A 22,747-nucleotide genomic window follows, 5' to 3' on the forward strand; every position below is an offset into this window, starting at 1 on the left:
TCGATGACGCTGACCGTTCGGTTCTTCGCGGCCGCACGTGCCGCCGCGGGCACCGATCTGACCGAGATCGACGTGCCGGCCGACGCGACGCTCGGCGACCTCGAACGCGCCCTGGTTGTCGACCACCCCGACCTCACGCGCGTGCTCGCCCGGTGCTCATATCTGCGGGACGCGATCGCCGTCTGCGACCGCACGACACCTCTCGGCGACTGCGAGACGATCGACGTTCTACCGCCATTTGCCGGCGGCTGAGACGTTCGACGCCATGTGACCTTAGTCACATAACGAGCCGATAACGGGATGGACACGAACCGACCATCGTCGGGTTGAGCAGCGATGACGACGAAATTGGGTCCAAAGTCCCACGCGCAGCCCAAAAAACAACTTGCGGACGAGGGTGATTCAGCGGCGCATCCGTCGTACTGTACGAACAGTCTCCTCCAGGGAGATCACAGGACAGCCAAAAGAACACAACATTCGACCGGGCGCGCCAAGCCTCGTTCCCCCGATCGAATGACGAACAACAAACTCAGGAACGAGGACGGGGGACCCAACATCTCCGACGGAGATACGGACATCCAGACCCGGATGCCCTTGGGGTTAAGTCCACCGGCCGCCACGGCGACCACGGACCGAGCAACCTCTCGTTCGAACCCGACAGCTGACTTCGTAGGCGCGTGGAGAGAGGAAAGAAAACTCATGGCCGGACGTCATCGCAAGTCGACGACCAACACGACCACCAAGACCTTCGCGAAGGTCGCCCTCACCGGCGCAGTACTCGGCGGCGGAGCCGCTCTGCTCGGCACCGGTTCAGCGCACGCAGCCTCCGACTCCGAGTGGGACCAGGTCGCACAGTGCGAGTCCGGCGGCAACTGGGCCATCAACACCGGAAACGGCTACCAGGGCGGACTGCAGTTCAGCCCGAGCACCTGGGCGGGCCACGGTGGCACCGCATACGCACCGAGCGCCGATCAGGCCTCCAAGGAGCAGCAGATCGCCGTTGCAGAGCGCGTGCTGGCATCGCAGGGCAAGGGCGCTTGGCCGGTGTGTGGCACCGGACTGTCGGGCTCGACCCCGCGCACCGCTCCCACCGACTCGCCCAAGCCGCTGCAGGCCCCCAAGCCTGAGGTGAAGCCCGAGGCGCAGCCGCAGACCCCGCTGGAGAAGACTCCCGAGGCCAAGAGCACCGATGACGTCAAGGGCCAGGTCGACGGCGCGCTCGACGCCGCCAACGTCAGCCCCGAGGTCAAGAACCTCTGGAAGGCAGCCAAGGACAGCGGCTACCAGCTCACCCCGGACCAGCTGAAGATCTACAACCAGAACAAGGGCCTGATCCCGCTCCCCTGAGCGATCTCGCCCGAGTCCCGGCTGCACTGACCGCCGGAACCCGAGACGAAGGGCCCCGCACGACGCCATAACGGCCGTGCGGGGTCCTTTTCCAATCTCTAGGCGGAGCCGACTTCCAATCTCTAGGCCGAGCCGACCCATTCGTCGGAGCCGTCGGCGAACACCTGGTGCTTCCACACGGGCAGGCGGGCCTTGACCTCGTCGACGAGGCGCGCGCACAGCTCGAATGCGGGCGCCCGATGGTCGGCCGCCACGGCGACGACGAAAGCCACGTCGCCGACGTCGAGGTCACCCACGCGATGCGACACGGCCACAGCGCGCACTCCCGCGACCGACGCCGACACCTCGGCGACCACCTCGGCGAGCACCTCGGGTGCGCTCGGATGCGACGAGTACGACAGCTTGGTCACCGCCGACGCGTGATCTCCGTCGTGATTGCGCACCGCGCCTGCGAACCCGACGACCGCGCCGGCCGAGCCTGCAGCGGCGTCGGTGACGAGTTGTTCGTGAGACGGAAGGTCGATGGGGTCGGCGGCGAGAGCGGCCTTAACGACTCGCACGGTCATTCGTCGCTCCGCGGGTGATCGCCACCGCGGAGCTGGTCGAGCGCGTGGTCGATGACGCCGTCGAGTACGTCGAGACCGTCGCGGACTCCGCCGGTCGACCCCGGCAGGTTGATGACGAGCGTGCGGCCGGCCACGCCTGCGACACCGCGCGAGAGGATCGCCGTGGGCACCGTCGGAAGTCCCGAGCTGCGAATCGCGTCGGCAAGACCCGGGATCTCGACGTCGAGCAGTGCTCGCGTCTCCTCCGGGGTGCGGTCGGTGGGGGTGAGACCCGTTCCGCCCGTGGTGATCACGAGCGCGTCGGAGGCGTAGATCCCGGCGCGGATCGCGTCGCCGACCGGTGCGCCATCTGCGACGACGTCGACCTCGTCGACGACGAATCCGCGGGCGGTGAGCCACTCCGCGATGATCGGGCCGCTGCGGTCGACGTAGAGGCCGCGGCTAGCGCGTGTCGACGCCACGACGACGCGGGCCACGAGCTTCTCGTCAGTCATTTTTCTCGTCTGTCGCTCGGGCGCGAGTCCAGGTTCCCGACCGGCCGCCCGATTTCTCGAGAAGTCGGATCTCCCCCGTGCTGGCGCGTCGATCGACGGCCTTGGTCATGTCGTGCAGGGTCAGTCCTGCGATTGCGACCGCCGTGAGCGCTTCCATCTCGACGCCGGTCTTCCCGGCTGTCTCGACGGTGGCCACGATGTCGATGTGATCGTCGGCGACGGTGAAGTCGACGTCGACCGCCGACAGCGCCAACTGGTGGCACAGCGGAATGAGTGCGTCGGTGCGTTTGGCCGCCATGATTCCTGCGATGCGGGCGGTGGCCAAAACGTCGCCCTTGGGCAGCGCGGAATCGCGCAATAGGTCGATGACCTCGGTGGTCGTGTGAAAGGTACCTGCGGCGACAGCGCGTCGTCGCGTCGTGGTCTTGTCGCCGACGTCGACCATCCGCGCAGCACCCGTCGAGTCGAGGTGCGAAAGACGAGAGGGATTCGACGTCTGGTCTTGGCTGCTCGCGTGCCGGGGAGGCATCAGGTCGACGTCACGTCGTCAGCGATTGACGACAGTCTTCGGTTGGACGTAGTTGACCTTGTCGGCAGGTAGCGGGAACTCGACATCGCCGAACGGCGAGAGTGCGCCGGGGATCTCCGCCGCGAACTCCGAGACCGCGTGGTCGGGGACGCTGCCGTCGTCATGACGAGGCCAGCCGTTGTCGACGTAATGGTTCTTCTTTTCCTTCTCAGCCACGGGCATATTGTGCCATGCCACCCGCTGTCCGACGACTCGCCTGCTGTTTTGGTTCGACCACTAGACTTGATCGAATGAGCACGGACGACCAGCGGATCGGCCTGGCCGACGATCTGGCCGCGCGCACCGACGACGACCTGCACGATCTGCTGTCGCTTCGCCCCGACCTCGCCTCACCACCGCCGCAAGGCACCTCGGTGCTCGCTCAGCGTGCGCTCGCCGCGGCGTCTATCGCGCTCGTTGGCGAGGAACTCGATCTGCTGACGCTGGCGGTGATCGAGCAGTTCATCGCGCTCTCCACCGGTCCGGGCGTCGCGCGGGTACCCGCCAACGTCGACGCCGAGACACTCGTGAAGGCGCTGTCGGACCGTGCCGGGTCCGCCGAGATCACCCGACGCATCGAGGATCTGCGACGTCGCGCGGTGTTCTGGGGCGTCGCCGATTCACTCACCGCGGGCGCACACCTCGCCTCGGCCCTGCCGTGGAAAGCGCTGCACCTCACCGGCCCTCTCGCCCACCTGACGCCCGACGACGTGCAGAAGCTGATCGACGGCATCGACGAGCGCCAGCGTGATCTGCTGACGACACTGTCGCGAGGCCCCGCGCTCGGACGAAGTCGGGACGCCGCGCCCGGTGCAGATCCGGACAGTCCGGTCGCTCGGCTCATCGCGCTCGGCCTCCTCGCACGTATCGACGACCAGACCGTCGAACTACCGCCGATGGTCGCAGCGCTCATCCGCCGCGAACCTCCGCTGCACACAGACACTCTCGCGCCCCCAGGCCTCGCCGACGAACACGCGTCACTGCGGTTCGGTGCCAAAGCCGTCGACGCCGCCGCAGGTGGTGAGGCGCTCGAACTCATCCGCCACACCACGGCGCTGCTCGACGTACTGGGGCGCGCACCCGCCGCGGTGCTGCGCTCGGGTGCACTCGGTGTCCGCGAATTGCGCAGGCTCGCAAAGGTAACCGGGCTGGACCAGAAACGCGTCTCGTTCCTCGTCGAACTCCTGGGCCACGCACGCCTCATCGACGTCGGGTTTCCCGATCCGCCGCCGGCGGGAGATCGGGGTGAGCAGACGTTCGCACCGACGTCGTCGGCCGATACCTGGCTGCACTCGGCGCCCGAAAGGCAGTGGGCCACACTGCTCGACGCGTGGCTGTCGATGCCGCGACGCGCGTGGCAGGTCGGCGAGCCCGACCGCGACGGCAACGCGTATCCAGCGCTCTCGTCGGAGCTCTACGACGCGACCGCGCCCGTGCAGCGACACCTCATCCTCGACCTACTCACCGAACTCGACGGTGCCACACCGTTTTCCGTCGATACGGCCACCGCATCACTCGCCTGGCGACATCCGCATCGGATACGTCGACTCTCGCCGCGCGTCGTCGGCGAAACGCTTGCCGAGGCACAGAGCCTCGGAGTGATCGCACATCAGTCACTGACCTCGATCGGTCGAGTCGCGTTGTCGGACACCGATCCCGAGGCCGTCGACTCGCAGGTGCTCGCCGCGATGCGTAAGGCGCTGCCAGAACCCGTCGACCACTTCCTGACCCAGGCCGACCTCACGCTCACCGTTCCCGGCCCGATGACCCCGGAGCTCAGCGACCAGGTCGAGTTGGTCGCCGACCTCGAATCCGGCGGCGCCGCATCGGTGTATCGAGTCTCCGAGGCGAGCGTCCGACGAGCTCTCGACGCGGGCAAGACCAGCAGCGAACTGCTCACGATGTTCACCGCCCATTCGTCGACGCCGGTTCCGCAGTCGCTGACCTATCTGATCGAGGACGTCGCACGTAAGCACGGGCAGCTCCGCGTCGGCATCGCGTCGTCGTTCATCCGATGCGAGGACCCGACGATGCTCGCCGCCGTATTGCGTAGCGACGCAGCCGAACACCTCGCACTGCGCGCACTCGCACCGACGGTGGCCATCTCGCCGTCGGAGGTTCGCACGGTCATCGACCGACTCCGGGACGCGGGATTTGCTCCCGCGGGCGAGGATTCATCCGGCTCGCTCGTCGACCTGCGCGAGCGCGGTAGTCGCGTGTCGTCGGGACGGGGGCGTCGACGCCCGACACCCCGACGCTCGACGCCGACCCCGGAACAGCTGCAATCGGTGGTGAGCCGCATGCGCTCCCACGACAGGGCGACGCGGGCAACCCCGGCGACTCCCGGAAAGTCCGACGTCGCACCGGTACGCGCCGTCGGCGGTGGCGAATCTACCACTGCCCTCATCCAATTGGCGCTTCGTGCGAACCGACGTCTACTCGTCGGCTACGTCGACGCCCACGGCTCGGCCAGCAGGCACGTCGTCACTCCGCGACTGCTCGGCGCCGGACAACTCGTCGGCACCGAAGAGGGCTCCGACGACGAGCAGCACTTCACCCTGCACCGCGTCACCAGCGTCGAATTGCTGGACAGCTAGGCCAGCGCCGTCTCTGTCTCGGCGCCGTGTGCCTCACCGATCGGACGTTTGACGTCGATCAGCAGACCGGCAACCAGCGCCACGCCCACCAGGATCGCCGCCGCGACGTAGAAGCCGATGCTCTGCCCGTGCACCATCGCCTCCGCCTGCAGCGATTGCGCGTCGGCGGGTCCGCGAACCGACGCCATGTGGCTGGTCACGTACGACGCCGCCGCCGTCGCGGCGATCGTGTTCAGCAGCGCGGTACCGATGGCGCCGCCGACCTGCTGTGAGGTGTTGACCATGGCCGACGCCACGCCGGCATCCCGCGGTTCGACGCCGTAGGTGGCCAGGTTGATCGACGTCATGAACACCGTGCCCATACCCATGCCCAGCAGGAACAGCGCCGGGAAGATCACGGTCCAGTACCGCGTCGACTCGGCCGAGATCTGACTGAGCAGCAACATCCCGCACGCGGCGAGCAGTGCACCCGGCACGAGTAGATATCTCGGCGGTACCCGCGTGATGAGCCGGGCTGCGATCTGCGTCGACCCGACCAGCATGCCGCCGACCATCGGGAGGAACGCCACGCCCGCACTCAGCGGCGAATAGTGGTGCACCACTTGCATATACAGCGTCAAGAAGAGGAACGAACCGAACATCGCGACCACCGCGAGCGCGACGCTGAGGTATGCCCCACCGCGTGCGCGGTTGGCGACGACGCGCAACGGCAGCAGCGGGTGCGGGCTGCGCGCCTGCCACGCGACGAACGCCACCAGCAACACCACCGCCGCGATCAGGCAGATGACGGTGCCGGTGTCGCCCCAGCCCTCTTCGGCGGCGCGGCTGAAGCCGTACACGACGAGGGCGAGTCCGCTACCGCCGAGAATCACGCCGAGGATGTCGAGGCCAGGCGTGTGGTCGGTGGCGCGGGGCGGCTCCTTGATCTCGACGATCGCCCCGAACAGTGCGATCGCGGCGAACACCACGTTGATGTACATGGTCCAGCGCCAGTCGAGGACCTGGGTCAACAGGCCGCCGAGCAGCAGTCCCACTGCTGCTCCACCGCCGGCGATCGCGCCGAAGATGCCGAACGCCTTTGCCCGCTCTTTGGGCGCTGTGAACATCACGGTCAGCAGCGACAACGCCGCGGGCGCCAGGAGCGCACCGAACGCGCCCTGCAGCGCGCGGGCGCCGAAGAGCATGCCCTGGTTCAGTGCGGCGCCGCCGAGCGCCGAAGCGAGTGCGAATCCGACCAACCCGACCATCAGTGCTCGACGACGCCCCCACAGGTCGGCGATGCGACCACCGAAGAGCAGCAGTCCGCCGAAAGCCAGCGCATACGCGGTGATGACCCACTGCTGATTGGCCGTGCTGATGCCGAGGTCGACCTTGGCGTCGGGCAGGGCGATCTGGACCACCGTGCCGTCGAGCACGACCATCAACTGGGCGATGCAGATGAAGACCAGGGCCTTCCACCGGCGCGGGTCGGGCTCGGCGGCCAGAGTCGGCTTTTCGGAAGCTGGCGACCCAGAAGATGGCTTCTCGGAAGTTGACATGAAGAGTGAGATCCCCACTTGCGTCGTAGTACCCCGAAGATATCCGGAGGTTTGCTCCGCTTACTCTACGCCGCGACAGTCACGCAGAACAGTGTCACTTAACGGGCATAAGGGACACGCGTCGGCCGGTGGCACACGACGCAGCCACGAGCCGCACAGATGAACCCTTATACAATGGCGCGGGTGACTGATGGACCCCTGATCGTGCAATCCGACAAGACGCTGCTGCTCGAGGTGGATCACCCCGACGCGGCCGCGGCGCGTGGAGCGATCGCCCCGTTCGCCGAGCTCGAGCGCGCGCCTGAACATGTGCACACCTACCGGGTGACACCGTTGGCGCTGTGGAACGCTCGTGCGGCCGGGCATGACGCCGAGCAGGTCGTCGATGCTCTCGTATCGTTTTCGCGATACGCCGTCCCGCAGCCGCTGCTCATGGACATCGTCGACACGATGGGTCGGTTCGGTCGGCTGCAGCTTGTGAAGAGTCCGGTGCACGGGCTGACGCTCGTCAGCTTCGACCGCGCGGTCCTCGAGGAGATCCTGCGCAACAAGAAGGTCGCGCCGATGCTCGGTGCGCGGATCGACGACGACACCGTCGTGGTGCATCCGTCGGAGCGTGGTCGGCTCAAGCAGGTGCTACTGAAGGTCGGTTGGCCCGCGGAGGATCTCGCGGGGTATGTCGACGGTGAGGCGCATCCGATCGAGCTGGAACAGGACGAGTGGCATCTGCGCGACTATCAGGAGATGGCCGCCGACTCGTTCTGGGCGGGAGGTTCGGGTGTCGTCGTGCTGCCCTGTGGTGCGGGCAAGACGATGGTCGGTGCCGCGGCGATGGCCAAAGCGCAGGCGACGACGCTCATCCTGGTGACGAATACCGTTGCGGGACGGCAGTGGAAGCGTGAGCTCATCGCGCGTACGTCGCTCACCGAGGAGGAGATCGGCGAGTATTCGGGTGAGCGCAAGGAGATTCGTCCCGTCACCATCGCGACCTATCAGGTGATGACGCGAAAGTCGAAGGGCGAGTACAAGAATCTCGATCTGTTCGACTCCCGCGACTGGGGCCTCATCGTCTACGACGAGGTGCATCTACTGCCTGCGCCCGTGTTCCGCATGACCGCCGACCTGCAGTCGCGGCGTCGACTCGGTTTGACCGCGACGCTCGTGCGTGAGGACGGCCGTGAGGGCGACGTGTTCAGCCTCATCGGACCCAAGCGGTACGACGCTCCGTGGAAGGACATCGAGGCGCAGGGCTGGATCGCGCCTGCCGACTGTGTCGAGGTGCGCGTGACGCTCACCGACGAGGAGCGCCTGCAGTACGCGGTCGCCGAGAACGAGGAGAAGTACAAGCTCTGCTCGACGGCGCACACCAAGGTCAACGTCGTGAAGTCGATCCTGGCCAAGCACGCGGGGTCGCCGACGCTGGTCATCGGCGCGTACATCGACCAGCTCGAAGAGCTCGGCCGTGAACTCGACGCCCCGGTGATCCAGGGCTCGACGAAGAACAAGGAGCGCGAGGCGCTGTTCGACCGCTTCCGCTCGGGAGAGCTGCAGACGCTCGTCGTCTCGAAGGTCGCGAACTTCTCGATCGACCTGCCGGAGGCGTCGGTCGCGGTGCAGGTGTCGGGCACGTTCGGGTCTCGCCAGGAGGAGGCACAGCGACTCGGTCGTCTGTTGCGCCCCAAGAAGGATGGCGGCCAGGCGCACTTCTATTCGGTGGTGTCGCGCGACACCCTCGACGCCGATTACGCCGCCCACCGGCAGCGTTTCCTCGCCGAGCAGGGTTACGCGTACCGCATCACCGACGCCGACGACCTGCTCGGCCCGGCCATCGGCGAGGAGTCCGTGGACTGATCCACGGTTAGCCTTGACCCCATGACCGTCGAGCGCCTTCGTCCGTTCTCCAGCACGATCTTCGCCGAGATGTCGGCGCTGGCCGTGGCTCACGATGCAGTGAACCTCGGCCAGGGTTTCCCCGACACCGACGGGCCCGAATCAATGTTGGACGCCGCGAAGGTTGCGATCTCGACCGGACACAACCAGTACCCGCCGGGCATCGGTGTCCCGGCGCTGCGCCACGCCGTCGCGCGGCACCAGCGTGAGCACTACGGTCTCGACTACGACGCCGACTCCGAGGTGCTCATCACCGTCGGCGCCACCGAGGCCATCGCGGGCGCGATCGTCGGGCTGGTCGAACCGGGGCGCGAAGTGGTGATGATCGAGCCGTACTACGACTCCTATGCCGCAACGGTTGCGATGGCCGGCGGGGTTCGACGCGTCGTCCCGCTCATCGCCGACGGCAACGGATTCCGACTCGACCGCGAACGACTCGCCGACGCATTCGGACCGAAAACCTCTGTCGTGCTGGTCAATTCACCGCACAACCCCACCGGAACCGTGCTCTCCGACGACGACCTCGCCGAGATCGCGCGCCTGTGCATCGAGCACGACGTCGTCGCTGTGACCGACGAAGTGTACGAGCACCTCCTGTTCGACGGCCGCACCCACACCCCGCTGGCGACGCTACCCGGGATGCGCGAACGCACTCTGCGAATCTCCAGCGCCGCAAAGACATTCAACTGCACCGGCTGGAAGGTCGGCTGGATCAGCGGCCCGTCCGAACTGGTCGCCGCGGCACGCGCGGCCAAGCAGTTCATGACCTACGTCGGGTCGGGGCCGTTTCAGCCGGCGGTTGCCGTCGCCCTCGACAACGAGATGGAATGGGTGCGCAAGTCCGCTGCAGAACTCGAGGCCAAGCGCGATCTGCTCACCTCGGCGCTCGTCGACTCCGGGTTCGACGTACATCGCAGCGAGGCAACCTATTTCGTCTGCGCCGACCCGCGCCCACTCGGATACGACGACGGCGTCGAGTTCTGCCGGACACTGCCCGAGCGGATCGGTGTCGCCGCGGTGCCGGTCAGCGTCTTCGCCGACGACAAGGAGCCGTGGAAACACATGGTGCGCTTCGCATTCTCCAAACGCGACGACGTCATCGCCGAGGCCGCGCGGCGGCTGCGGACACTCTGACCGTCACCCGACAGACCCACACCTACAGACGCACGACCATCTTTCCGACGTTCGCGCCGCGCATCATGTCGAGGAAGGCGTCGATCGCGTGGTCGATGCCGTCGACGACGGTCTCGTCGAAGACCACGTCGCCGGCCGCGAGCCACTCCGACATTTTGGCGGTGAACTCCGGCGCCTTGTCGAAGTGATGCCCCACGGTGAAACCTGTCAGCGTCAGTGCGCGGGTGATGATGTTCGACATGTTGTCCGGGCCGGGAACCCGCTCGGTGGAGTTGTAGCCGACGATCGCACCACAGAGCGCCGCGCGACCGCCGTCGTTGAACGCGTCGAGGGCCGCCTCGAGGTGGTCGCCTCCGACGTTGTCGAAGTAGACGTCGATGCCGTCCGGAGCGGCTGCGCGCAGCTGCTTACGGATCGGGCCGTCCTTGTAGTTGACCGCGGCGTCGAATCCGTAACGGCCGGTGAGCAATTCGACCTTCTCGTCGCTACCCGCCGAGCCGATGACCGCCTTTGCGCCGAGCAATCGTGCGATCTGGCCCGCGGCGGTCCCCACGGCACCCGCGGCGCCGGAGATGAACACGATGTCGCCCTGCTTCATCTTCGCGATCTCGGTCAGGCCGACGTATGCGGTCAGACCCGTCATGCCGAGCACACCGAGATAGAGCGACGAGTCGAACGCCTTGTCGCCGTTGGCATCTGACGGCGGCTCCGGTAGCACGGTGAACGCCTTCGCAGGACCTTGTGCCACGTCGCGCCAACCGTACTGATGCAGCACCAACGCGCCGACCGGCACGTCATCGGAGCGAGATTCGACGACGCGCCCCACAGCGCCCCCGGTCATCGTCTCGTCGAGCTTGAAGGGCGGAACGTAGCTGCGAGTGTCGATCATCCGCCCGCGCATGTACGGGTCGACGGACATGAACTCGTTGGCCACGCGCACCTCACCCGGCTCGAGATCGTCGAGAACGACTGTCACGGTGCGGAAATCGGACTGCTTCGGCCATCCGACCGGACGGGACACCAACTGGATCTGGGTACTGGTTGCGGTCATGTCTCCACTCTCCTCGGTGTGGGTGCGCAGTCAAGGCACATTCTGGTTCAGCGCATATTCTGGACTGTTCATTGCACTATAGGCATAGTAGAATGATCGTTGCAAAATCAGTGCGAGGAGGCAGCTGTGGGACGCACCGCAACGTTCGATTCGACCGAACTCATCGCTTCTGCCCGAGATCTGTTCTGGCAGAAGGGTTTCAGCGACGTCTCGGTTGCCGATGTCGAGTCCGCGTCGGGTGTCGGCCGCTCCAGCATCTATCACGCGTTCGGCAGCATGCGCGGACTGTTCGACGCCGCGGTCGACGACTACCTGACCACCATCGTCACACCGCTGCTGACCGAGCTGAACCGCGACGACGTGCACCCCGACGCCATCTGCTCGTACCTCTCGGACCTGCGCGACGCCATCACGGCGGCGTCGGCGGCCGACGCTGCGACGCCGTCGGGATGCCTTATCCTCACCGCGTCGGCGACACCGATCGGCGCCGACGATGCGGTGCACAGCGTCATCGAGAACTATCGGGCGATGTTGTCCGACGCGATCCGACGCGGCATCGCGGCACACATGCCCGACGCGTCGTCGAGCATCGTCGACCATCACACACGACTCACCGTCGCCGCGATCATCGCCGCGCAGTGCCTGGCGCGCATCAATCCCGACGAAGCGGCACGCACGCTCGACGCAGCGACCAGTGCCCTCGGCACGTCTGCGTAGCGCGCGAACTCACAGCGGTAGGCCCTGCTCCAGCAGGTCGATCGCCTCGAGAAGCGTCTCGAGGAATCTGCCGTCGCGCACGTTCTCGGTCCCGTTGGCGATGTGGAACATCATGCCGCCGACCGCGGCGATGAAGACGCGGAGCCGCGGACTGTCACGCTCCACGCCGAGGTAGTCGGCGATGAAATCTGCCGCCTCCGAGATCGCGCGGTCGGATTCGATCTGATTGACCAGCAGCAGCGCGGGCTCGGACTGGATGAGCGTCATGCGAGCCGGGTCCGACGCCCAGTCGTCGGCCAACACCAACTCGACCAGTCCCCGCACCATCGCGCGGAGCAGATCGAATCGGCCGAGTCCCGGCGGGATTGCCTCGAGGACAGCCTGCCACTCGTCGTCGAGGTCATCGCTGATGACCACCTGCTCCTTGGATTGGAAGTAGCGGAAGAAGGTGGTGTGCGAGACGTCGGCCGCCTCGGCGATCTGGGCGACCGTCGTCTGCGCGTAGCCGTTGGCGTCGAAGAGTTCCATCGCCGCCGCCCGAATCGCCGCCCTGGTACGACGTTTGTGCTTCTCGCGCAACCCGATCGGCGGCACCGGGGCGGCTGGCGCATGCGAGACCGAGGCGGGCGCGGAAGCCATCGCTGCCGTACTCGTCGCCTCGGTCATCGCAGTGCTCTCCCTATCTACTCTTTTCCCGGTCCGCTCAACTCGACGCCGCGGCCACCTCGCGAGGTTCGTCGGTGCTCGCCTGCGGGATGCCGCGGTCGCGCACCTTCTCACCCTCGATGTCGAGGTTGGGAACCAGCTTGTCCAGCCATCGTGGCAGACCCCATGCCCTATCGCCCAGCAAAGTGATCACAGCGGGCACGACCATCATGCGAATGATGAAGGCGTCGAACAGGACCGCTGTTGCCAGCGAGAAGCCGAGCATCTTGGCCGTCGTGTCGGGCGAGAGCATGAACGCGGCGAACACGCTGATCATGATGATCGCCGCCGATGTGACGACACGCGCACCGTGCCGGTAGCCGGCGATGATCGCATCCTTCGCACTCATCCCGTGGATGTACTCCTCGCGTATTCGCGTCACCAGGAACACCTGGTAATCCATCGCGAGGCCGAACACCACGCCGATCAGGAAGATCGGGAGGAACGACAGGATCGGCTTGGTGTTGTCGATCAGACCGAACCAACCCTCTTGGAAGATCGCGACCGTCACACCGAACGTCGCCAGCACCGAGAAGATGAAGCCGATCGTTCCGATCAGCGGGACCCAGATCGACCGGAACACCGCGATCATGATCAGGAATGCCAGCCCGACCACCACGATCAGATATGGGATGAGCGCCTTGTCGAGTTTGGCGGACAGGTCGGACATGATCGCCGTCTGGCCACCGACGTGCAGCTCTGCCCCCGCCCGCTGAGCCTCGGGGCTGAACGCGCGGATCTGCTCCATGAGGTCGTGCGTCGCCTGATCCGACGGCGCGCTCTCGGGCGTCACCGAGATCAGCGCGGCGGTTGCCCCGACATTCGGCTGCGGTGTGCCGTTGCCCAGCCACGTCATCGTCGACGCATTGGCGACGTCGGGCAGCGTCTTGATGTGCGCGACGGTCTCGGTGGCCGCCTTCTCCACCGTGCCGTCCTCGGAGTGCAGCACGACGAGCAGCGGGCCGTTGATGCCCTCACCGAAGCCACGCTGCAGCAGTGCCTGCGCGGGAGCCTCGTCGTCGCTGGAGAGCGAGAGTCCCAGTTGCAGCTTGCCGACCGGGATCGCCGCGAGCACCAGCACCGCGAGACCCGCGACGATGAACGGGATGGGTCGTCGAACCACCATGCGGCCGAAGCGAACTCCGTTGGTGTCGGCGGTGTCGGATTCTTCTGCGTGCTTGATCCACGGGATGCGCGGGGTGAACGCGAAACGTCCGACGGCGCCGAGCAGCGCGGGGATCAGGGTGAGCGCGGCGATCACGGCCATGAACACCGCGACGGCGGCGCCCGCACCCATCTGGGTGATCAGCGGGATCCCGACCACCATCAGCGCGACGACAGCGATGATCACGGTCAAACCGGCGAAGACCACCGCGGAGCCTGCCGTACCGACCGCGCGGCCCGCGGCGTCGGCCCTGTCTCCGCCGCGTTTCACCTCGCCGCGGTAGCGCGAGACGATGAACAGCGCGTAGTCGATCGACACGGCGATGCCGAGCATGGTGACGATCGCGGTCGCGGTCTCGTTGACCGTCATGACCTCGGCACTGAGCCGCAGCAGCATGATGGTGATCATCACGCCCATCAGTCCGGTGATCAGCGGGATGAACGCGGCGACCAGCGCCCCGAAGGCGACGATCATCACCACGAAGGCGACCGCGAAACCGATCAGCTCGGCCTTGCCGCCCGCCTCCATGACACTCATCAGCGAACCCGTGGCCTCGACCTGCAGGCCATTGCCCCGATGCTTCTCGAGGATGTCGGTCAACTGCTTCTTGTTCTCGACGGTGAGGTCGGTCAGCTCGATGTTCTGCCGCACCTGGATCAAACCGACCTTGCCGCCGTCACCGAGAACCGACGACGCGAGCTCGGGTTTGGCCGCGGCGACGGTGACCGGGTTCAGCACCGTTGCCTTGTCGGTGAGGTCGGGCAGGGTGTGCAGGTCGGCGACGAGTGCGTCGATCTGAGCGGAATGGGCGGCCAGCCCGTCGTCCGCGGCGACGAGGACGCTGGTCGACGCCTGCGATTGCTGCTTCATCGCCTCGGGGAAGTACTCCTCGACCTGCGATGTCGCGGTCCCGGAGTCGGTTCCTGGGAGTTCGAAGTCTTTCGCGAACTTCGGATTCAACGCACCCACGAGCCCGATGAGCAACGCGGCGATGACCACCCAGGCCCCGATCACCCACCACTTGTGGCGGAACGAGAACCGTCCCACCCGAAACAACAACGACGCCATCTGTGCACTCCCTCGAGAAGACTCCGACATTCTGGTAGCAACTAAGAAGTGTTAGTTGCTAACACTTGTGCTCCGGTATACAGATCGTTCCGGCCAATGTGCCACCTCCGAGCCGCGATTGTGAGCGACGTCCCACACGAGCGCCTGCGACCGCCTTGCGAACACACGTTCGATATCGGTGTAGGCTGACGTCCATGAGCGCAGGAGTCCAGGGATCGATCTTCGACCTCGACGCCGAGTCACCGCGGCTGCGCGATCTCGGATCGCACGTCGAGCGTCGAGTCCTGACCAACGGCGCGTGGGTGGATCTGCGGCCGGGATGGATCGCAGGCAGCACCGACCTCTTCGACGCTCTGCACGACGTCGTTCCGTGGCGGGCCGAGCGTCGTCGGATGTACGACAGGGTTGTCGACGTCCCGCGTCTGGTCTGCAATTACCAGGCGAGTGACGAACTCCCCGACCCGTTACTCGCCGACGCGCGAGCGGCCCTGACAGCGCATTACCGCGACGAGTTGCGCGAGGGCTTCGCGACCGCGGGCCTGTGCCTGTATCGCGACGGGTCGGATTCGGTTGCGTGGCACGGCGACCGGTTCGGGCGTGGCGCCACGCACGACACGATGGTCGCGATCGTCTCCCTCGGCTCACCGCGCCCGTTGGCACTGCGGCCGCGCGGCGGCGGAGCGTCGTTGAAATTCACGTTGTCGGCGGGCGATCTGTTGGTGATGGGCGGGAGTTGTCAACGCACCTGGGAGCACGCGGTGCCGAAAGTCCGCGGCGTCGGGGCGCGAATGAGCGTGCAGTTCCGCCCACCCGGCGTGTGGTGAGCGGGAGACTCCCGAAGATCTTTGGAACCTTTACCCCCTTGGGTGCGTCAGAGTCTGTGCCGTCGGTGCCAGCCGACGGGAACATCTGAACGTGACATCAGGGGGACCGACACGTGACAGCACCTCAACTGCCGCTCGATGGCATGGCGGATGTAATCGGAGAAGGTTTGGCCGAACTCCTCAACAGAGCGAGGAAGCCGGACCGCGAGGACAGCACCCCTGCTCCTGGGCCTGGCCCTGATCGATCAGATCCTGACCAATCCTCCTCTGCCCGAGCGCCTTTCGGTGTTCGACCCGAGGAGATCGAGCAGACCGCGAGTGCATGGCGGCGTGAATCGAAGGTCGTGGCGGAGCTCAAACTCGATGCGCTGTCGTCGGTGTCCGGTGCGATGAGTGACGTGACGACAGCGCTTCACTCGGCGTCGACCTCGGCGGTTCCGACGATCGCCTCGATCTCGGCTCGACTTGCGACACTGGCCGATTCGCTCATGACGTTCAACGCCATGGCCATCGATCGCGACGATCGCGCAGCGGCATCCCTACGCAGCGTGCCGACCCGCTGATGAAACCGACCATCTCAGCGGTGCGCGGATGGAGTACCAACGCGATCTCGGCCGCAGGCGCGGCCGCACAGGCCGCAGCTCAGACGCTCGACACGTCCCTCGCGGCAGTCGAGCGATCACTGAACGACGCCGCCTCGTGGCGAGGCGCAACCCACGACGCCGCGCAGATGCGGATCACCGAAGAACGCGACCACGCCTCCGAGGTACGTAACGTACTGAACCAGATCGCCGACGAGGCCAAGGACGCCGCCGCAGACATTGCCCATGCACGGGCGTATCTGATCCGCGAGGTCGACAACGCGATCGCCGACGGGTTCACCGTGTCCGACACCGGCGAGGTGACCCACGCCGATCCCGACGAGGACATGAACGCCTTCGTCCGCGAGAACCGGATCGCCATCGGCATTGACACCCTCACCGAATTCGACACCGACTACGGCCGTCGGATCGGCGAATTGGCATCCGACATCGCAGCCATGGTCAACGGACAGCCCGACGTCACGCTGCCCGGCGGCACCCGCGCCGACCCGGACCGGGTGGTCGCCGATCTGCGTAACCTACCCGCCGAACACCGACGCCAGTACCTGGAGTCAATGAGTCCCACCGACGTGCGTCGTCTGATCCAGGCCGATCCGAACGTCATGGGCAACCTCGACGGCGTGCCGTTCGACACCCGCGCCGATGCCAACGAGATCAACATCCGCACCGCATTGGCAGCGGAGATCGCAGCCGGACGTGGTGAGGGGCCGCGCGCACAGATGCTGACCGACTTCCTGCGACAGAAGAACGACCCCGCCTCCGCCGTCGACCGCGACAACGCAGGCGCCTACCTCGCCGACGACAACAAGACCGAGCGCAGATTCATCGCATTCGACAACACCGGCAACGGCCGGTTCATCGAGATGATCGGCACTTTCAACAAGGACACACGTAACGCTGCGGTGGTGGTACCCGGAACGAACAGCAACATGAACGGCAGCCTGCGCAACAGCAACTCCGCATGGAACCTCGCGAAGGAAACCAACGGACCGGTCTTCGTGTACATGAACGGTGAACTGCCGCAGAAGATGGGTTACGAGGGTGCGCCCTCCGCCGCGCTCGACGCGCTGGAGGGCGGCCTGCGGGATGGCCTGCCGGGTGCGCGGGACGGCGCCCGGTCGGGGGTGGAGAAGTCCTTGGACGATTCGGCAGCCGACCCCGCCTTCGCTCGCAGCATGGCACCGGGACTCGTCGATTTCGGTCGTGAACTCGACGCCGAGATCGCCCGCCACGCCCCCGACGCGAAGACCACCTTCATCGGCCACTCCTACGGGGGTTCGGTCGTCGGATCGGCCGAACAGTTGGGGCTGCGCGCCGATCGGGTCATCTATGCGTCGTCGGCGGGCACCGGAGTGTTCGAGGGCGGGTGGGACAACGCCAATCCGCACGTCGAGCGGTTCTCGATGACCGCACCGGGCGATATCATCCAGGGCATCCAATCGCTACCCGGCAATCCGCACGGCGCCGATCCCGACACCGCCCCTGGCGTGACGCGCATGGACTCGGGCTACTTCGGTGATGACGGACAGCATCCCCGGCGGCTCGTAGCAGGCACCGCAGGCCACGGCGACTACTGGGACGACCCGAACTCCGACGCCTTCAACAACATCGCGCGCGTCGTCGTCGGCGAGGAGCCGACCCCGTACGTCTATCGAGCACCAGACATTCCGATCGTCGGGGAACTGAAGCACCTGGCGGAAGCAGGCGTGATCGACGTGCCCGGCCTTCCCGACGTCCCGCTGCGACTACCGAAATGAGCTGCGCGCGTTCACTTGTCGGAGTGTTTGGACGAGCCCGTCGCCATCCGGATCGCGGGGCCGAGCAGTCCGGAGATCAACCCGCCGATCGACAACGGGGTCTGGCCGTCGAGGCCGATCGGGGCATACATCTCGGTGATCTCACTGCGCCCGCGCACCACTCGACGATCAACCGCCGTCCAGTGTTCGCTCTCGTCCTCCGACGCGTTTATCGCGTCGCCGCTGGCAAGAACCGGATACCGACCGCTGCGGGCCGCCTCCGACAGACGGGCACACTCGTTGACCGGGTCGCCGATCACTGTGTACTCGTAGCGCCGTTCGGCACCGATGTTGCCGGCGAACACGGTTCCGTAGGAAACCCCGATCCCCCACCGGATCTCGAGCGCCTCGGTCAGGCCCCTGGCGAGGTCGCGCGCGGCGGCGAGTGCCGCGGCTGCGGGGTCGTCGAGTTCGACGGGGGCACCGAACACAGCAAGCGCCGCGTCGCCCTCGAATTTGTTGACGAAGCCGCCGTGTCTATCGACCACATCGGCGACAACGGAGAAGAACGAGTTGAGCAGCGCCGCGGTATCTTCCGGCGCCCGATGCTCGGCCAGCGTGGTGGATCCGACGATGTCGACGAACAGCACCCCGACCTGGCAGTTCGATCCGTGCATACCTGCACCGTGTTCGATGGCGAGTTGCGCGACGGTGTCGCCGACGTGCCGCGCGAACAGTTCACGCATCCGCTCACGTTCGTCGAGGCCCTCCACCATCTCGTTGAAGCCGTGTTGCAGCACGCCGAGCTCCGACGAGTCGTACACGTCGACGTGGGTGGTGAGGTCGCCATCCTGGACCCGCTGCACCGCGTGCCGCAGTTCGGTGAGCGGATCGATGATGGCCTGCCCGACCAGCATGATCACGCGCACTCCCGCAGCGAGGCCGACTGCGGCCAGCACCACCGTCGTCCAATCGATCCGGCCGGCAGCCGGGGGCAACAGTCCCGATCCCCTCCCGAGGTTGATGATCAGCAATCCGCTCATCGGCACGAGGCAACTGATCGCCCACACCGCTGCCATACGGGCTCGCACGCCCTGCACCGCATGGGTCGCCGGGTGATCTTGCAGCGCAATGATCAGTAGCGGGCGCGCCGAGCGTTCGGCGAAGAGGTAGGTGAGGCATCCGATCGACAGACCGGCAAGCGCGAAGGCGACCGCGACGCCGAGCAGGTCGTCGGCGCTGAGCCTGTCCAACGACAGCAACACGTAGCTGAGCACGGCCAGTAGCCAGCCGACAATCGTCGCCGCAGCCTGCGCGAACGGAATTCGTTGGACGGATCGTCGACGCTCCCGATCGGCCTGCTCGCCGCTGATGAACCAGCGCAACTGCGGCACCATCACCGCGAAGACCAGCACCACATTGACCACGAGGCCAACACCGATCGCCGCGACGACGGCCGGAAAGTTCGGTGCGCCCAGCGTCGTGGCGAACGTCATCTGGCCACCGTTGTACGCGAGCTGGACCAGCAGGAACGTCTCGAGGCCGACGAGCACGTTGCTGCCGACGATTGCCGAACCGGCGATCACGCTCGCGCGGCGGGCGAGCCGAATACGCTCTGCCCGGCCGATGCCACCCCATTCGCGCAACGTCGGAGGTCGCTCGACTCCCCACACGAATGTGGAGTATCGACGCCGCGCGCGAGACCACCTGTCATCGTGGTCGCGGGAGCGTTGCGGATGCACCGAGGCGCCTTTCTGCCTGTTGTGTCACATAAGACAGTTCATTGTGACAGGCGAAATGCCGCGATCAGAACTCGATCGTGTGTGACGACGCAAGGCGAAACGCCAAAAAGGCCGGCGCCGCACCCGGGGGACTAACGGGAACGGCACCGGCCGTGGACTCGTACGTCATGTCGAGGTCATCGACTCATCGCACGAGTGGTCATGAAGGATCAGGCCTGCGCCTTGAGCGCCTCGATCTCGAGGTTGATGGTGACCTTGTCGCCGACGACGACGCCGCCACCCTCGAGGGGCATCTCGATGTCGATGCCGAAGTCCTTGCGGTTGATCACGGTGGTTGCCTCGAAGCCGGCAACAGCGCCCTGGCCCATGCCCGCGTTCGATCCGTTGAACTCGAGTGCGAGGTCGACCGACTTGGTCACGCCGTGCAGGGTGAAGTCGCCGGTGAGCACGAAGTTGTCACCGTCGGGGCGCACGCTGGTCGAGACGAAGGTCGCCTTGGGGAACTGGTCGGCGTCGAAGAAGTCGGCCGACTTGATGTGGCCGTCACGCTGCGGGTTTCCGGTGGTGATGGTCGTGACGTCGATCTCGGCCTGCACCGAAGGGGTGCCGTCCTCGGCGACGGTGATGGTTCCGCTGAACGACTCGAACTTGCCGCGAACCTTGCTCACCATCAGGTGCTTCACGACGAAGCCGACGGTCGAGTGGGTGGGATCGATGTTCCAGACGCCGGCCTCGATGGGGGCCTTGACGGTGCTTGTGGTCATGGTGAAACTCCTCGGCTTCTTGTCGTTTCGGGTTGTGGTCCGTGGACCGTCTTCTCGGCCCATCGCTCATTCTAAACGGACCGTGGTCCGATTTCATTCCACCGGGGCATAGTTTTTATTTCCAGGCGAATACCGGCTGCTCAAAGCCGTCGACGCGGGTATCGCGACCTCGCAGGACGACCTCGACGAACTGATAGATCACCGCTGCTGTCGGTGCGTGGAGCAACGCGGAGTGACCGCTCGGCGAGTAGTCGTCGGGGTCACGGCGCAGCCCTGGGATCCGGAGTTGGATCACCGGACGCGGCGATTCGGGGATCGCGATGAACCGTGGTTCGTCGAGTAGGTCGTCGAGAGGCACGAAGAACAGTTCCGACACCTCGTCGGGGCTCGGCGTCGGAGGCGGCGCGTCGTCCGGCGCCCAGCAGACGACGGGCGTCATCACGAAGCCCGATCGCGTCGGATAGTCGTCGAGCAGTCCGAGTACGTCGTCGGTGTCGAGCGCTACCCCGAGTTCCTCGTGCAGTTCCCGCAGCGCGGCGTCGGCGATTCCCTCTCCCGGGTCGAGGCGTCCGCCGGGAAGTGCAAACTGTGCGGCATGGCGACGCATGGTCAGCGGGCGACGCAGAACCCAGATTCCCTGTCGGTCGGCTTGATTCGAGATCACGATGGCGACGGCGGCGGGCCTGGCATCAGGATCGTCGACGACGCGACGTTCAAGTGCTGCGATGCGATCGGTGGCGATCGTGCGATCGATGGATGTCACACATTCAGTTCACCACGGTCGAATTATCCGTAATCGGTTGGTGGGTGTATCGGCCTGTCTCGTGCGGTGTGGTTGGGGATGGGTCAGTGTCGTGTGTGTCGGGTTATCTGTGGGTGTATCGGATGGTGGCTGGGATGGTGCGGCGGCCTGATCTCGTCCCAGTCGATGCCGCACAGATCGCACAGGTGACGCAGATCGTTGAGCAGATCCCCCAACGCCGTCCACACCGACTCGCCCCGGAGTGGCAACTGCGAACCTCGCAGAGATCTGGCAAAGATTCGAATACGTGTAGCAGCGAGCGTGCGAGCGGAGCGGGCTTGTACTTCTCGATCAGACCCTCGTGCGTTGCGCGAGGTCCGCACACACTGTCGGAGAGGGAATCTGCCTTAGCTTAGGTGGCGTCGGCGCGCCAACTGTAGATGCGGGAGGCGATCATCGACCAAGCCCATCCGACGATTTCGGTGATGCGGGCGAAGGTTCGGGGGCACTGAGCGTTGTTGTCAGTGTGTCCGGAACCCCACTGAGCATGCTGGGGTGTGCCAGCGGCCGGCGCCGACAGAGTGATCCCGGTGCGGGAGAGCCGGTTGCGATAAGTGTAGTAGAGGTCGGTGACCTGGTCGCGGGTCAGAGTGGGGTCGCCTTGCATCCGGGCGAGCATGCGGGTATCAGCTGAGACCCATGCCGCCCGCCGGATCGGAGTCAACGGATGTGACTGGCCGATCCGGCGGGCGCGGTGGTCCAAGACCTCAGACCAGGATTGTGGGCCGGTCAATTGAGCTGGAACGTTCCCTTCACGTTGACGCCGTCCTTGTCATAGAGCTGCACTTGGCGAGGGCTGCGGTTGGTGGCGACACCGTGGTTCTCCGAAGGCTGGGCAGATCAGTCTTTTTGACGTAGCCGACCTGTCCGTTCGTGCCGATGCTAGCGATCAGATCGGGAACATTCTGATTATCGGCGCCTGAGCCGTAGGTTTGCCCGCGTGCATTCGTGCCGGATTCAGCACGTACATTGGCTGGCGCGTTCGAGGAGGATGAACGAGCTGTGGGTGCGGTGAAGTTGAGCGGATCGGTCGGAAACGTCGGGTAGGTGACGTAGTTGGAGCCGTCCCACACCGAGACGAAGCCATGACTGTTGTACGAGCCGGTACCGCAGTCACCGCTGGTGCGGTCGGTGAAGGAATTGGTAGGTGCCGAGTTGTACTTGAAGTCGTTGATCCGGCACATCACACCGCTTTTGAACAGACGTGACTGCACGCCAATGTCGTGAGCAGGCACGACCGTGCCCAACTGGGAGTACACCCGGGTCTCTGCATAGAGCGGCGAGTTGGAGATCGTGGAGTAGTGCAGGAAGATCGTTCCATTCGAGGGAAGTGTTCGGACCGGCCAAACGAAGTATACATGTTACAGAAGTATCTACCTGCAGAAACACGGCAAATGAGGCCAATAATTACTGATAATGACCAGAATCGCTAACCGA

At 65.7% G+C, this 22,747-nt stretch carries 22 protein-coding genes and 1 riboswitch; of the genes, 9 read left to right on the forward strand and 13 right to left on the reverse strand.

Going from position 1 to position 22,747, the window contains the following annotated elements; all coding sequences use genetic code 11:
• The first annotated feature begins 3 nt into the window (after nucleotides 1-3).
• Entirely contained in the window at nucleotides 4-252 is a 249-nt protein-coding gene (locus ACRVY7_RS03270; RefSeq protein ID WP_049698064.1) for a MoaD/ThiS family protein, read from the forward strand.
• Nucleotides 253-511: 259 nt separating this feature from the next.
• Nucleotides 512-692: riboswitch (cyclic di-AMP (ydaO/yuaA leader) on the forward strand.
• Between the two features lie 7 nt (nucleotides 693-699).
• A complete protein-coding gene (locus tag ACRVY7_RS03275) occupies nucleotides 700-1,347 on the forward strand; it encodes a transglycosylase family protein (RefSeq protein WP_049697806.1) in 648 nt (215 codons plus the stop codon).
• Nucleotides 1,348-1,469: 122 nt separating this feature from the next.
• Here ACRVY7_RS03275 and ACRVY7_RS03280 read toward each other — a convergent pair whose 3' ends face one another.
• Genes ACRVY7_RS03280 through ACRVY7_RS03295 form a run of 4 tightly spaced genes read right to left on the reverse strand, consistent with a single transcriptional unit; the run spans nucleotide 1,470 to nucleotide 3,158 of the window.
• Nucleotides 1,470-1,913 (reverse strand): molybdenum cofactor biosynthesis protein MoaE, encoded by a 444-nt coding sequence (locus ACRVY7_RS03280; protein WP_431815964.1) that lies wholly within the window; start codon nucleotides 1,911-1,913, stop codon nucleotides 1,470-1,472.
• Complete coding sequence (locus tag ACRVY7_RS03285; protein ID WP_431815965.1) at nucleotides 1,910-2,407, reverse strand: MogA/MoaB family molybdenum cofactor biosynthesis protein; 498 nt, start codon at nucleotides 2,405-2,407, stop codon at nucleotides 1,910-1,912. Before ACRVY7_RS03285 ends, ACRVY7_RS03280 begins: the two co-directional genes overlap by 4 nt.
• Nucleotides 2,400-2,936: a cyclic pyranopterin monophosphate synthase MoaC gene (gene moaC / locus ACRVY7_RS03290; protein WP_431815966.1), complete on the reverse strand. Its 537-nt coding sequence runs from the start codon at nucleotides 2,934-2,936 to the stop codon at nucleotides 2,400-2,402. The genes ACRVY7_RS03285 and moaC overlap by 8 nt, the downstream gene beginning before the upstream one ends.
• An 18-nt stretch (nucleotides 2,937-2,954) precedes the next feature.
• Nucleotides 2,955-3,158, reverse strand: a complete 204-nt coding sequence (locus ACRVY7_RS03295; RefSeq protein WP_053117369.1) for a hypothetical protein — start codon at nucleotides 3,156-3,158, stop codon at nucleotides 2,955-2,957.
• A 68-nt stretch (nucleotides 3,159-3,226) separates the two neighbouring features.
• Here ACRVY7_RS03295 and ACRVY7_RS03300 point away from each other — a divergent pair, with 68 nt between their 5' ends.
• On the forward strand, nucleotides 3,227-5,572 hold the full coding sequence (locus ACRVY7_RS03300) for a helicase-associated domain-containing protein (protein WP_431815967.1): 2,346 nt from the start codon (nucleotides 3,227-3,229) through the stop codon (nucleotides 5,570-5,572).
• On the opposite strand, the gene ACRVY7_RS03305 is transcribed toward ACRVY7_RS03300, so the two are convergent.
• Nucleotides 5,569-7,110: an MFS transporter gene (locus ACRVY7_RS03305; protein ID WP_270483360.1), complete on the reverse strand. Its 1,542-nt coding sequence runs from the start codon at nucleotides 7,108-7,110 to the stop codon at nucleotides 5,569-5,571. The two genes, ACRVY7_RS03300 and ACRVY7_RS03305, sit on opposite strands and share 4 nt — an antisense overlap.
• Nucleotides 7,111-7,293: 183 nt before the next feature.
• Here ACRVY7_RS03305 and ACRVY7_RS03310 point away from each other — a divergent pair, with 183 nt between their 5' ends.
• Nucleotides 7,294-8,961 (forward strand): DNA repair helicase XPB, encoded by a 1,668-nt coding sequence (locus tag ACRVY7_RS03310; RefSeq protein ID WP_324288136.1) that lies wholly within the window; start codon nucleotides 7,294-7,296, stop codon nucleotides 8,959-8,961.
• A 21-nt stretch (nucleotides 8,962-8,982) separates the two neighbouring features.
• Nucleotides 8,983-10,134, forward strand: coding sequence for a pyridoxal phosphate-dependent aminotransferase (locus ACRVY7_RS03315; RefSeq protein ID WP_431815968.1), 1,152 nt, complete (start codon nucleotides 8,983-8,985; stop codon nucleotides 10,132-10,134).
• A gap of 22 nt (nucleotides 10,135-10,156) precedes the next feature.
• Here ACRVY7_RS03315 and ACRVY7_RS03320 read toward each other — a convergent pair whose 3' ends face one another.
• A complete protein-coding gene (locus ACRVY7_RS03320; RefSeq protein WP_431815969.1) occupies nucleotides 10,157-11,185 on the reverse strand; it encodes an NADP-dependent oxidoreductase in 1,029 nt (342 codons plus the stop codon).
• Nucleotides 11,186-11,311: 126 nt separating this feature from the next.
• Between ACRVY7_RS03320 and ACRVY7_RS03325 the strand changes: the two genes are divergently transcribed.
• Entirely contained in the window at nucleotides 11,312-11,902 is a 591-nt protein-coding gene (locus tag ACRVY7_RS03325) for a TetR/AcrR family transcriptional regulator (RefSeq protein ID WP_431815970.1), read from the forward strand.
• 9 nt (nucleotides 11,903-11,911) lie between these two features.
• Here the strand turns inward: ACRVY7_RS03325 and ACRVY7_RS03330 are convergent, their stop codons facing one another.
• Nucleotides 11,912-12,568: a TetR family transcriptional regulator gene (locus ACRVY7_RS03330; RefSeq protein WP_431815971.1), complete on the reverse strand. Its 657-nt coding sequence runs from the start codon at nucleotides 12,566-12,568 to the stop codon at nucleotides 11,912-11,914.
• Nucleotides 12,569-12,605: 37 nt separating this feature from the next.
• Nucleotides 12,606-14,840: an MMPL family transporter gene (locus ACRVY7_RS03335; RefSeq protein ID WP_431815972.1), complete on the reverse strand. Its 2,235-nt coding sequence runs from the start codon at nucleotides 14,838-14,840 to the stop codon at nucleotides 12,606-12,608.
• 194 nt (nucleotides 14,841-15,034) lie between these two features.
• Between ACRVY7_RS03335 and ACRVY7_RS03340 the strand changes: the two genes are divergently transcribed.
• The 3 genes from ACRVY7_RS03340 (at nucleotide 15,035) to ACRVY7_RS03350 (ending at nucleotide 18,023) form a co-directional block, all read left to right on the forward strand.
• Nucleotides 15,035-15,664 carry an alpha-ketoglutarate-dependent dioxygenase AlkB gene (locus ACRVY7_RS03340; protein ID WP_431815973.1) on the forward strand — a complete coding sequence of 210 codons (630 nt, stop codon included), beginning with the start codon at nucleotides 15,035-15,037 and terminating at the stop codon, nucleotides 15,662-15,664.
• Nucleotides 15,665-15,777: 113 nt separating this feature from the next.
• Nucleotides 15,778-16,227, forward strand: coding sequence for a hypothetical protein (locus tag ACRVY7_RS03345; protein ID WP_431815974.1), 450 nt, complete (start codon nucleotides 15,778-15,780; stop codon nucleotides 16,225-16,227).
• The gene (locus ACRVY7_RS03350) at nucleotides 16,227-18,023 is read left to right on the forward strand and encodes an alpha/beta hydrolase (protein ID WP_431815975.1); all 1,797 of its coding nucleotides are present in this window, start codon (nucleotides 16,227-16,229) and stop codon (nucleotides 18,021-18,023) included. The genes ACRVY7_RS03345 and ACRVY7_RS03350 overlap by 1 nt, the downstream gene beginning before the upstream one ends.
• An 11-nt stretch (nucleotides 18,024-18,034) precedes the next feature.
• Here ACRVY7_RS03350 and ACRVY7_RS03355 read toward each other — a convergent pair whose 3' ends face one another.
• The 5 genes from ACRVY7_RS03355 to ACRVY7_RS03375 form a co-directional block, all read right to left on the reverse strand.
• Complete coding sequence (locus ACRVY7_RS03355) at nucleotides 18,035-19,744, reverse strand: adenylate/guanylate cyclase domain-containing protein (RefSeq protein ID WP_197494555.1); 1,710 nt, start codon at nucleotides 19,742-19,744, stop codon at nucleotides 18,035-18,037.
• Between the two features lie 209 nt (nucleotides 19,745-19,953).
• A complete protein-coding gene (locus tag ACRVY7_RS03360) occupies nucleotides 19,954-20,508 on the reverse strand; it encodes a YceI family protein (RefSeq protein WP_270483370.1) in 555 nt (184 codons plus the stop codon).
• A 115-nt stretch (nucleotides 20,509-20,623) separates the two neighbouring features.
• Nucleotides 20,624-21,271 carry an NUDIX hydrolase gene (locus ACRVY7_RS03365; RefSeq protein ID WP_431815976.1) on the reverse strand — a complete coding sequence of 216 codons (648 nt, stop codon included), beginning with the start codon at nucleotides 21,269-21,271 and terminating at the stop codon, nucleotides 20,624-20,626.
• A 391-nt stretch (nucleotides 21,272-21,662) separates the two neighbouring features.
• A complete protein-coding gene (locus tag ACRVY7_RS03370; RefSeq protein ID WP_431815977.1) occupies nucleotides 21,663-21,917 on the reverse strand; it encodes a hypothetical protein in 255 nt (84 codons plus the stop codon).
• Between the two features lie 145 nt (nucleotides 21,918-22,062).
• Nucleotides 22,063-22,569, reverse strand: coding sequence for a hypothetical protein (locus ACRVY7_RS03375; RefSeq protein ID WP_431815978.1), 507 nt, complete (start codon nucleotides 22,567-22,569; stop codon nucleotides 22,063-22,065).
• Between the last annotated feature and the right edge of the window lie 178 nt (nucleotides 22,570-22,747).

Source organism: Gordonia jacobaea (assembly GCF_965344965.1).
GTDB classification, from domain to species: Bacteria; Actinomycetota; Actinomycetes; order Mycobacteriales; family Mycobacteriaceae; genus Gordonia; species Gordonia jacobaea.

Coding starts and splice junctions, on each gene's coding strand:
- ACRVY7_RS03360 (WP_270483370.1), bottom strand. CDS start 20,508: ATGACCACAAGCACCGTCAAGGCCCCCATCGAGGCCGGCGTCTGGAAC.
- ACRVY7_RS03340 (WP_431815973.1), top strand. CDS start 15,035: ATGAGCGCAGGAGTCCAGGGATCGATCTTCGACCTCGACGCCGAGTCA.
- ACRVY7_RS03285 (WP_431815965.1), bottom strand. CDS start 2,407: ATGACTGACGAGAAGCTCGTGGCCCGCGTCGTCGTGGCGTCGACACGC.
- ACRVY7_RS03300 (WP_431815967.1), top strand. CDS start 3,227: ATGAGCACGGACGACCAGCGGATCGGCCTGGCCGACGATCTGGCCGCG.
- ACRVY7_RS03320 (WP_431815969.1), bottom strand. CDS start 11,185: ATGACCGCAACCAGTACCCAGATCCAGTTGGTGTCCCGTCCGGTCGGA.
- ACRVY7_RS03270 (WP_049698064.1), top strand. CDS start 4: ATGACGCTGACCGTTCGGTTCTTCGCGGCCGCACGTGCCGCCGCGGGC.
- ACRVY7_RS03330 (WP_431815971.1), bottom strand. CDS start 12,568: ATGACCGAGGCGACGAGTACGGCAGCGATGGCTTCCGCGCCCGCCTCG.
- ACRVY7_RS03315 (WP_431815968.1), top strand. CDS start 8,983: ATGACCGTCGAGCGCCTTCGTCCGTTCTCCAGCACGATCTTCGCCGAG.
- moaC (WP_431815966.1), bottom strand. CDS start 2,936: ATGCCTCCCCGGCACGCGAGCAGCCAAGACCAGACGTCGAATCCCTCT.
- ACRVY7_RS03305 (WP_270483360.1), bottom strand. CDS start 7,110: ATGTCAACTTCCGAGAAGCCATCTTCTGGGTCGCCAGCTTCCGAAAAG.
- ACRVY7_RS03275 (WP_049697806.1), top strand. CDS start 700: ATGGCCGGACGTCATCGCAAGTCGACGACCAACACGACCACCAAGACC.
- ACRVY7_RS03370 (WP_431815977.1), bottom strand. CDS start 21,917: ATGCAAGGCGACCCCACTCTGACCCGCGACCAGGTCACCGACCTCTAC.
- ACRVY7_RS03335 (WP_431815972.1), bottom strand. CDS start 14,840: ATGGCGTCGTTGTTGTTTCGGGTGGGACGGTTCTCGTTCCGCCACAAG.
- ACRVY7_RS03295 (WP_053117369.1), bottom strand. CDS start 3,158: ATGCCCGTGGCTGAGAAGGAAAAGAAGAACCATTACGTCGACAACGGC.
- ACRVY7_RS03280 (WP_431815964.1), bottom strand. CDS start 1,913: ATGACCGTGCGAGTCGTTAAGGCCGCTCTCGCCGCCGACCCCATCGAC.
- ACRVY7_RS03350 (WP_431815975.1), top strand. CDS start 16,227: ATGAAACCGACCATCTCAGCGGTGCGCGGATGGAGTACCAACGCGATC.